The sequence below is a fragment of the Candidatus Thiopontia autotrophica genome (assembly GCA_014384675.1).
Classification (GTDB): domain Bacteria; phylum Pseudomonadota; class Gammaproteobacteria.
Genome location: JACNFK010000017.1, coordinates 46586 through 56084, shown reverse-complemented (window position 1 = coordinate 56084; position 9499 = coordinate 46586). Strand labels below are relative to the sequence as shown.

Annotated in this window: 10 protein-coding genes; 4 read left to right on the top strand and 6 right to left on the bottom strand. The window is 50.3% G+C overall.

Annotation, left to right across the window (positions count from 1 at the left end; translation table 11 throughout):
• Window positions 1-62 precede the first annotated feature (62 nt).
• Entirely contained in the window at window positions 63-314 is a 252-nt protein-coding gene (locus H8D24_02195) for a hypothetical protein (GenBank protein MBC8519208.1), read from the top strand.
• A gap of 81 nt (window positions 315-395) precedes the next feature.
• On the opposite strand, the gene recG is transcribed toward H8D24_02195, so the two are convergent.
• The 6 genes from recG to H8D24_02165 are packed head-to-tail and all read right to left on the bottom strand — an operon-like array spanning window position 396 to window position 6954.
• A complete protein-coding gene (recG, locus tag H8D24_02190) occupies window positions 396-2447 on the bottom strand; it encodes an ATP-dependent DNA helicase RecG (GenBank protein ID MBC8519207.1) in 2052 nt (683 codons plus the stop codon).
• 9 nt (window positions 2448-2456) lie between these two features.
• Entirely contained in the window at window positions 2457-2849 is a 393-nt protein-coding gene (locus H8D24_02185) for a RidA family protein (GenBank protein MBC8519206.1), read from the bottom strand.
• An 18-nt stretch (window positions 2850-2867) separates the two neighbouring features.
• Window positions 2868-5075 carry a bifunctional (p)ppGpp synthetase/guanosine-3',5'-bis(diphosphate) 3'-pyrophosphohydrolase gene (locus tag H8D24_02180; protein MBC8519205.1) on the bottom strand — a complete coding sequence of 736 codons (2208 nt, stop codon included), beginning with the start codon at window positions 5073-5075 and terminating at the stop codon, window positions 2868-2870.
• 21 nt (window positions 5076-5096) lie between these two features.
• A complete protein-coding gene (gene rpoZ, locus H8D24_02175) occupies window positions 5097-5417 on the bottom strand; it encodes a DNA-directed RNA polymerase subunit omega (protein ID MBC8519204.1) in 321 nt (106 codons plus the stop codon).
• A gap of 54 nt (window positions 5418-5471) precedes the next feature.
• Window positions 5472-6095: a guanylate kinase gene (gmk, locus tag H8D24_02170; protein MBC8519203.1), complete on the bottom strand. Its 624-nt coding sequence runs from the start codon at window positions 6093-6095 to the stop codon at window positions 5472-5474.
• A complete protein-coding gene (locus H8D24_02165; protein ID MBC8519202.1) occupies window positions 6088-6954 on the bottom strand; it encodes a YicC family protein in 867 nt (288 codons plus the stop codon). Before H8D24_02165 ends, gmk begins: the two co-directional genes overlap by 8 nt.
• A 72-nt stretch (window positions 6955-7026) precedes the next feature.
• Between H8D24_02165 and rph the strand changes: the two genes are divergently transcribed.
• From rph to hemW, 3 genes are read left to right on the top strand one after another with little or no spacing between them, the layout of a single operon-like run.
• A complete protein-coding gene (rph, locus tag H8D24_02160) occupies window positions 7027-7740 on the top strand; it encodes a ribonuclease PH (protein ID MBC8519201.1) in 714 nt (237 codons plus the stop codon).
• A complete protein-coding gene (locus tag H8D24_02155) occupies window positions 7737-8327 on the top strand; it encodes an XTP/dITP diphosphatase (protein MBC8519200.1) in 591 nt (196 codons plus the stop codon). The genes rph and H8D24_02155 overlap by 4 nt, the downstream gene beginning before the upstream one ends.
• Complete coding sequence (gene hemW, locus H8D24_02150; GenBank protein MBC8519199.1) at window positions 8315-9496, top strand: radical SAM family heme chaperone HemW; 1182 nt, start codon at window positions 8315-8317, stop codon at window positions 9494-9496. Before H8D24_02155 ends, hemW begins: the two co-directional genes overlap by 13 nt.
• Window positions 9497-9499 lie beyond the last annotated feature (3 nt).

Below are 9499 nucleotides of genomic sequence, written 5' to 3'. Positions count from 1 at the left end.
GTTAGGCAAAGCGAACGTACGATTATAATAGACACAAGATTCACGATAATTGAGGAGAAATCATGATTGACGCAAATAAACACAACTTGCTCTATTTTGAAAGTAATTCTATGAAAGAGTTATACAATACCATGGAGGAATGGCAACAAATGAATAGCAAACGTCTTCTCTCAACCAATATCCAACAAGATAATGGAAAATTCTGCTGTATTGCTTTAAGCAATCCTACAGAAGTTATCATTTGCAGTGGTTCAGGTGGCAGCCAGGCAGATGTCTCTGGAGGAAACTTGAACGTCAGCGATTGGTCGCGATAGCCTAACAAGGCAAATTCACACGGACAGCAAAAAGCGCCGCTCGTTCCTCGCTCTCCCTTTTACCGCCGGTGATTTGCGACGTTAACCAGTCGAGCGATACCGCTCTGCATCAGGAATCCAGCGTTTAATCAGTCTGGTTATCTTGTCCTGAGGGCTGTTTTGTAGCATCTGCCTGGCAATATCTTCTACCATTGGAATCAGGTGTTGATCACGTACCAGGTCAGCCATGCGTAGTTGAGGTGTTCCGGTTTGTCGTCGTCCCAGAAGCTCTCCGGGCCCACGCATCTCCAGGTCTTTGCGCGCGATCTCAAACCCATCACTGCTTTCCCGAATTGTCTGTAGTCGCTCTGTCGCAATTTTACTAAGGGGTGCTCGGTACATTAACAGACAGCTGCTGGCGATGGCCCCACGTCCTACTCTTCCTCTGAGTTGGTGGAGTTGGGATAGGCCTAGCCGTTCAGCATTCTCGATAATCATCAAGCTGGCATTGGGCACATCTACCCCAACCTCGATAACGGTTGTTGCTACCAAAATATGCACATCTCCTTTATGGAAGTTACCCATAACCTTATCTTTTTCAGCTGGCGGCATGCGCCCATGTACCAGCCCAACTGAAAGGTCGGGGAATCGCTGCTGTATCTCTTTGGCGCTTTCCGAAGCTGCCTGGCACTGTAATACCTCTGACTCCTCTATAAGCGGGCACACCCAGTAGGCCTGACGGCCCTGTTTGCAGTTTGCATGTACCCGTTCCAGCACCTCGTCTCGACGGAATTCAGGAATGGTGACAGTTTTAATGGGAGTACGTCCGGGCGGGAGCTCATCAATAACAGTGCTGTCAAGATCCGCGTAGAAGGTCATGGCCAGGGTGCGGGGGATTGGAGTTGCGGTCATGATTAGCTGATGAGGACTGGTGATCTCATCAACACCTTTCTGTTGCAGGGCCTGTCTCTGCCCAACCCCAAAGCGATGCTGCTCATCAATGATGATTAGTGCAAGGTTTCTGAATTGAATAGTTTTCTGGAACAGTGCATGTGTTCCCACAACAATTGAGGTTTTGCCACTAATCACTTTGTCAGTAACCTCAGCTCTATCCTTTGTGTTCATGCTGCCCGAGAGAAATCCTGTAGATATATCCAGTGGCTCTAACAGGCTACAGATGTTGTTGTGGTGTTGTCTTGCCAATAGCTCTGTTGGTGCCATCAGAGCGGTCTGAAATCCGGATTCGGTTACATGCAGTGCGGCACAGATGGCCACAATGGTTTTTCCAGAGCCTACGTCTCCCTGGAGTAGCCGCTGCATGGGATGCGGTTGTTGCAAGTCCAGAAAAATTTCACTGATTGCACGTTGCTGTGCATTTGTCAGAGAGAATGGAAGCTGTTCTATAAAACTATCCACCACTCTTCTCTCTGTTGATAGCGCGAAGGCATGATCTTGTCTGTAATGGCCACGTAGCTGTTGAAGACTTAAGTGGTGGGCAAGAAGCTCTTCAAAGGCAATGCGTTCACGGCATAGCGGCAGTGCCGCAAGAGTCTCTGCGGTGGGCCGATGTAGCGTCTGCAGAGCCACCTGCAGCGATGGCATATGTTGTAGAGGTGAAATATCCGGTAGTAGCTCTACAACCAACGGGAGAGCTCGTACAAGTGCCTGCGTCGTTATGGAGAGCAGGGTACGTTGTCGAACCCCATCGGTTGCCGGGTATATGGGGGTCAGGTTTTTTTCAAGTTCAGGGGCAGGCCTGTCTGGGTGAATAATCCTGTATTCCGGATGAACCATTTCAAGCCCGGATGGGCCCCGGCGTATCTCTCCAAAACAGCGAACAGAAGTACCCTCTTTCAGGGCTATCTGTTGTTGTTTGTTGAAATGGAAAAGACGAATGGTAAGAGTGCTGTTCTGGCCTGCAATTGTGCAGAGCAGGGAGCGGCGTTTGCCAAAACGTACGGCACACCCCTGAATGACCCCCTCAATTAATCTCTCATCACCTGGTTGCAGTGAAGAGATTGGGGCTATTTTGGTTTTGTCCTGATAGCGAAGAGGAAGATGGAACAGTAGATCTGCTACTTCACGTATCTGTAGCTTCTCTAATCTTTTCGAGAGTTGAGGACCAACCCCCTTTAGTGTGGAGACGGCAGGCAATGTAGGTTGCTAGCTCAGCACCATTACTCCGTCCATCTCTACCCCGGCAGCTTTTGGAAGCGCCGCAACCCCAACAGCTGCACGTGCAGGGTAGGGAGTATTGAAGTAGCGTGCCATTACCTCGTTAACTAGTGGGAAATGGCTCAGGTCGGTGAGAAAGATATTAAGTTTAACGATATCGGCTAGTGAGCCTCCAGCAGCCTCTGCAACAGCGGTGAGATTGTCAAATACGCGGACAATTTGTGCCTCCATATCTCCCTCAACCATTGCCATAGTCTCTGGTATCAGTGGAATCTGTCCTGATAGGTAGACGGTCTCTCCTGTACGCACTGCCTGTGAATAGGTGCCGATAGCCTGTGGTGCCTGGTCGGTTTGAATTGTCTGTGGTTTGTTGTTTGTCATGGTCTATTTTCTCGAGTTTTATCCATTGATTCTCTGAATGGTGGTAACCGGCTGCAATTTTTTGATCTTGCGGATAATTGAAGCGAGATGCTTTCTGTCGGTTACACGAATAATAAAGGTGATGGCATTGGTTCGTCCGTCCTGATCATCCAATGTGACATTATCGATATTAGAGCCCATCTCCGAGATGGTTGCCGCAACAGTGGCCAGTACCCCAGGTTTGTTGGTGACATCAACCCTGATTACTGCAGGCAGATCCCGTTCACTTTTCTTGGACCACTCCACGGTTACCCACTGCTCAGGGTGGCTCTGCAGATTGGATACATTTTTACAGTCGTTACGGTGAATAACCAGCCCCTTGCCGGCGCTGATGTGACCAATAATAGGATCACCAGGGATAGGGCGACAACATTTTGCAAAGTGAACCACCATCCCCTCTGTTCCCCGGATCATCAGGGGGCGTTGGTCATCATGGTTTTTGCCTCTTCTTTTGAGAAGAGGGGAGAACCTTGAGAGAGGATTCCACAGCGCAGCCATCCTGCCTTTCTGCTTCGGATGTTTTGTGTCGCTTTGGGGCTCTTTGGTTTTGTACTGCACCAGGTTTCCAGCCACTAGATCAGCCATTCTCTGACCCATGCCAATTTCGTTATAGAGCGCATCCGTGTCTTCGAGCTGCAGCTTCTCCAGTAGAGAGGTGATCTCCATCTTCTTGAAACGCTTCCTGGATATATTGTGTCTGGAGAGTGCCTTGAGTAACAGTTTTTCACCTAGCCTTACAGCCTCATCCTGCTGCAGGTTTTTAAGATAGTGGCGTATGTTGCTGCGCGCTTTGCCAGTAGTTACAAACTGTAGCCAACCAGGATTTGGTCTGGCATCGGGTGATGTAGTGATCTCGACAGTCTGTCCGTTGAAGAGTTGGCTACTAAGAGGCACTGTCTTGTGATTTACTACGGCAGCTATTGCATGGTTTCCAACTTCTGTATGAATTCGGTAGGCGAAATCAAGGGTTGTTGCACCACGAGGAAACGCCATGATCTTTCCCTTGGGGGTAAACACGTAGACCTCATCAGGGAAAAGGTCAATTTTGACGCTCTCAAGAAATTCTATGGAGTCACCGGTATTTTTTTGCAGATCCAAAAGGTCCTGCAGCCACTGCCGGGCCCGTTTCTCGGTGTTAGTGATATTGGATGTATCACTCTCTTTGTACTCCCAGTGGGCAGCAATACCCTCCTCGGATATGGTGTGCATTTCCTGGGTACGAATCTGAATCTCTACCGGGATACCGTGTGGCCCAAACAGTACGGTGTGGAGTGACTGGTAGCCATTAGCCTTTGGAATTGCGATGTAATCCTTGAACTTGCCAGGAACCGGTTTATAAATGCTGTGGACAATGCCAAGCACCTGATAGCACTCCTCTACTGATGAGACAACTATTCTAAATGCGTAGACATCAAAGATTTTACTGAAGGGGAGGCGCTGATCCTTCATCTTTTTATATAGACTGTAGAGATGTTTCTCTCGTCCAGCTATCTCAGCATCCAGATTAGTATCTAGCAGGCGTTGGCGAATTGTGGTCTCGATGGTATCAAGCACCTCCTTGCGATTACCGCGAGCCTGACTTACTGCTTTGTCAAGAACACGCGCCCGCATGGGGTAGAGGTTTGAGAATCCGAGATTCTTTAGTTCGGTAGCAACCTTGTTCATTCCCAGTCTATGAGCGATGGGAACGTGAATCTCCAGAGTCTCCTGGGCAATACGGCGGCGCTTGTATGCTTTCATTCCATCAAGAGTCCGCATATTGTGGAGGCGGTCAGCAAGCTTTATCAGGATAACCCTGATGTCTCTGGTCATCGCCAGCATCATCTTGCGGAAATTTTCTGCCTGCGCATGTTGCGGGCTCTCCATCTGCATGCGGGTCAGTTTACTGACTCCATCCACTAGTGCCGTGATCTCTTCACCAAACTTTTCAGTCAGCTCTTTTCGGGAGTGGTTGGTATCTTCCAGTACATCATGTAGTAGCGCTGCGATGATGGTGGTATGGTCAATTCGCATCTCTGCCAAAATGCGAGCAACCTCAATGGGGTGATATATGTAAGGTTCACCACTTACGCGGTGTTGTCCGTCGTGGGCCTCTGCAGAGAAGAGATAGGCCTCATAGATTTCATTAACCTGCTTCTGATCAAGATAGCTCTCCAGGAGGGAGACAAGATCACTGATCAGAAACATGATAGAAGAGAAGTGTAAGCGTTAAGCCGCCTCGTCTTTGGCAACTGCAACTGTTGCGACATCGGTATCAGCAGAAGCCTCCTCCTCGTCAGCCTCACTCGTCTCTTCTGCGGCAGCCTCATCAGCAGCGACGGCAGCTTCTTTGATCTGGTCAAGGATGTCACGATTAATGAGACCTTCAGCTATTTCCCGCAGGGCAATTACAGTTGGTTTGTCATTATCAACCGGCACCATAGGTTCTCCACCCATAGCGATCTGACGTGCACGCTCTGCGGCAATCAGGGTCATATCAAAGCGGTTGTCAATTTTGTCCAGGCAGTCTTCTACGGTAATGCGTGCCATCAGTAATTACTCCAGTCAGTGTTCAGCTCGAAAAGGGCGGTAATTCTATATAAATCAACTGGATTCTTCCAGCAGACTTTGCAGTAACAGGCCATTTCTCTCTGATTGTGCATCGATTAGTAGCCGTTGTGCAAGAAAAATGGCCTTAAGCTCAACTTTTGCCTGATCAAACTCATCATTGATGATCAAAAAGTCATATTCATCGTAATGAGACATTTCACTGACAGCATCACTCATCCGTCGAGAAATGACCTCTTCACTGTCTTGTCCTCGTCCCTGTAGACGTTCTTGCAGGGCATGTTGCGATGGAGGCAGGATGAAAATGCCGACAGCTTCTTTCATTCTGTCACGTACCTGTCTTGCGCCTTGCCAATCGATCTCCAGGATTACATCCAGCCCTTGTTGTAGTGTGTCACGAACCCAAATTTCAGAGGTGCCGTAGTAGTTGTCAAAAACCTCTGCATGTTCCAGAAAATGCTCTTTCTCTATGCCCATACGGAAATCTTCAACAGATGTGAAGTTGTAGTGAATGCCATTCTCCTCACCAGGACGGGGTGCGCGAGTAGTATGTGATATAGAAAGTAAAACCCCATCGATCTCACTGAGCACCGCCTGTAACAGGCTTGATTTACCGGCTCCAGAGGGGGCTGAGATTATATATAGGGTTCCATTACTCAATGTTCTGTACCTGCTCTCTCATCTGTTCGATCAGCACCTTCATCTCGACAGAGATTCTAGTGGTCTCGATATGGGCTGATTTGGATCCGAGGGTATTGGCCTCTCGGTGGAGCTCCTGCATCAGGAAGTCGAGACGACGACCAACTGCACCGCCTTTTTTCAGGATGCGCTCTACCTCATCCAGATGTGTTGTAAGTCGATCCATCTCTTCATCAATATCAAGTTTTTGTGCCTGAAGAGCCATCTCCTGTTCCAGGCGAGTTTCGTCGGCCTGTTCCAAAAATTCCTCCAGGCGTTCGCGTAGTTTTTGCCGAACACTTTCCATCACCTTTGGCATCTCAACTTTTGCCTGCTCCACCAGGGGGCGCATGGCATCACAACGTTGCTGGATCATATCCTGAAGGCGTTCTCCCTCACGTTGACGTGTCTCTATAAGTTCATTGACAGTTTTCGAGAATAGATCCAGAGCCTGCTGCTGTACAAGTGAAGAGTCAATATCTTCTGACTGTATTACACCGGGCCATGAGAGGATCTCCATAGGATCTATGCGTGCTGCATTATCCATATGGTGTGCTACTCTCTTTGCGGCATCTGCAACCTGTTTGGCAAGCTCCTCATTGACCTCTACGCCACTAGCTGCATGGTTGGCTGGAGCATAACGGAGACCACACTCAACTTTGCCACGCCCCAACTTCTTGCGGCCCAGTTCACGCACCTTGTTTTCAATGGCGCGCAGATCTTCTGGCAGTCTGAGGAAAAGTTCAAGATAACGGTGGTTTACAGCACGAATCTCCCATGCCAGGCTGCCCCATTCAGCCTGAATATCTTTTCGCGCAAAGGCGGTCATGCTCTGAATCATTTTTGAACCCTGCTTCCGATTACCGGATAATGTGTCGTTTCAATAGATGGAAAGTATACAAGGAGTTTACCCATGCGACCCAGTAAAAGAGAGCCTAATCAGATGCGTGAGATCAAGATCACCCGCAATTACACCAAGCATGCCGAGGGCTCGGTGTTGGTGGAGTTTGGTGAGACCAAGGTAATCTGTACCGCCTCGGTTGAGGATAGAGTTCCACGCTGGCTAAAAGGTAAAGGCAAGGGGTGGGTAACTGCGGAGTACGGTATGCTGCCACGCTCGACTGGTAGCCGTATGGGGCGCGAAGCGGCACGGGGCAAGCAGGGTGGCCGCACCATGGAGATTCAGCGCCTGATCGGACGCTCACTGCGAGCAGCAGTTGACCTTAAGATGCTGGGTGAACAGATGATTACGGTTGACTGTGATGTGATCCAGGCTGATGGAGGTACCCGCACAGCATCCATTACAGGTGGTTTTGTGGCGCTCTCTGATGCGATCCAACACCTGATGGAGGTGGGAGCTGTTGAGCAGAACCCCATTACAACACCAATTGCATCAGTATCGGTTGGGGTTTACCAGGGCACACCTGTTCTTGATCTCGATTATGCTGAGGACTCCAACGCTGAAACAGATATGAATGTGGTAATGAACAGTAAAGGGCAGTTCATCGAGGTACAGGGGACGGCAGAGGAGGCCCCCTTCAGCATGGATGAGATGCAGCAGATGTTGGCGCTGGCACAGCAGGGGATTGGTGAGTTGATTGCCCATCAACAAGAGTCTCTGGCGTGAAAAAAATCATATTGGCAACCGGCAACAAGGGAAAGGTGAAAGAGCTGGGTGAGCTGCTTGCCAACTTTGAGATGGAGGTGATACCGCAGACAGAGTTCGGTGTAGTAGAGGCAGAGGAGACCGGCCTTACCTTCGTCGAGAACGCTATTCTCAAGGCGCGCAATGCGGCAGCCCATACCGGATTGCCTGCTATTGCCGATGATTCCGGTCTGGAGGTGGACTATCTCAAGGGGGCACCGGGCATCTACTCTGCCCGTTATGCCGGAACCGACGGCAATGATCCAGCTAACAACCAGAAACTGTTGAGGGCGCTGGATGGGGTGCCGGAGGGGCAGCGTAGTGCACGTTTTCAGTGTCTGATGGTCTACATGGAACATGCAGAGGATCCAACCCCACTAATTGCCCAGGGGAGCTGGGAGGGGCGTATTCTGACTGCCCCTCAGGGCGAGAATGGTTTTGGCTATGACCCGATCTTTTTTGTTCCGGAGCAGGGGTGCAGCTCGGCAGAGCTTCCTGCAGAGGTGAAAAACAGGCTGAGCCACCGTGGGCAGGCGCTGAAGAGGCTGGTCAAGTTATTACAGAGCTAAACTTTACTGCGGTCATTCCGCTCTCGCTCTACATCCACCTGCCGTGGTGTCTACAGAAGTGCCCCTATTGTGATTTCAATTCACATGCGTCTGGAGATGCCCTGCCGTTTGATCACTACGTAGATGCGTTGTTGCTAGATCTGGAGTGGGAGCTTCCCAGGGTTTGGGGGCGACCGGTACGCTCAATTTTTATTGGAGGAGGAACCCCCAGCCTTTTTCCTGCTGAAGAGATAGAGCGTCTGTTGTCTGGAATCCGTGCCCGTCTGCCGTTTGGCCCGGAGCCCGAGGTTACACTGGAGGCTAACCCAGGAGCAGTGGAGCAAGAGCGTTTTGCTGGATATCGGCAGGCAGGGGTAAATCGACTTTCCATTGGGGTCCAGAGTTTTGATGATGGGAGGCTTGAGGCAATTGGTCGAATTCATGATGGAGAGGATGCTGCTACCGCAGTTGAGATGGCAAGGGGGGCTGGATTTGAGAATATCAATCTGGACCTGATGTTTGGGTTGCCGCAACAGAGTAGAGCGGAGGCGATGGGAGATCTGCAGCAGGCTGTGGCGCTGGGCGTGGAGCACCTCTCCTGGTATCAGCTCACCATGGAGCCAAACACCCCATTCGGTCACCAGCCACCACCACTCCCTGATGATGAGGAGCTCTGGGAGATGCAGCTGGAGGGGCAGCAGCTGTTACAGGAGGAGGGGCTTGAACAGTATGAGATCTCGGCCTATGCGAGAGAGCAGAGCGAGTGTCGCCACAACCTCAACTACTGGCGGTTTGGGGACTATCTCGGCATTGGGGCCGGGGCCCATAGCAAGATTACCATGGCCGCAGATGGGGCCATTATTCGCTCATCACGACAGAAGAGCCCACAGCGCTATATGGATGGTGCGGGGTCGGAGCGGCTGTTGTCAGAGCGCCACACTGTGCCCGCACATGATCTTCCGCTGGAGTTTATGATGAACAGACTACGGATAAATGAGCCGTTTACAGTGAGGCAATTTGAGGAGCGTACCGGTTGCAGTTGGAATAGGGTAGAGTCAACAGTTGAAAAGGGGTGCAGAGAGGGGTTACTGTTACGCACCGGAGAGCAGGTTGTTGCAACCGACCACGGAAGAGAGTTTCTCAATGACCTGCTGGCACTATTTATGAATATTAAACAAGATGGAGAATAGAGA

What these genes read in the sequence shown, in the direction of transcription:
- H8D24_02185 (MBC8519206.1), bottom strand. Translation starts at nt 2,849, where the DNA reads ATGACAAACAACAAACCACAGACAATTCAAACCGACCAGGCACCACAG.
- H8D24_02165 (MBC8519202.1), bottom strand. Translation starts at nt 6,954, where the DNA reads ATGATTCAGAGCATGACCGCCTTTGCGCGAAAAGATATTCAGGCTGAA.
- H8D24_02195 (MBC8519208.1), top strand. Translation starts at nt 63, where the DNA reads ATGATTGACGCAAATAAACACAACTTGCTCTATTTTGAAAGTAATTCT.
- rpoZ (MBC8519204.1), bottom strand. Translation starts at nt 5,417, where the DNA reads ATGGCACGCATTACCGTAGAAGACTGCCTGGACAAAATTGACAACCGC.
- rph (MBC8519201.1), top strand. Translation starts at nt 7,027, where the DNA reads ATGCGACCCAGTAAAAGAGAGCCTAATCAGATGCGTGAGATCAAGATC.
- H8D24_02180 (MBC8519205.1), bottom strand. Translation starts at nt 5,075, where the DNA reads ATGTTTCTGATCAGTGATCTTGTCTCCCTCCTGGAGAGCTATCTTGAT.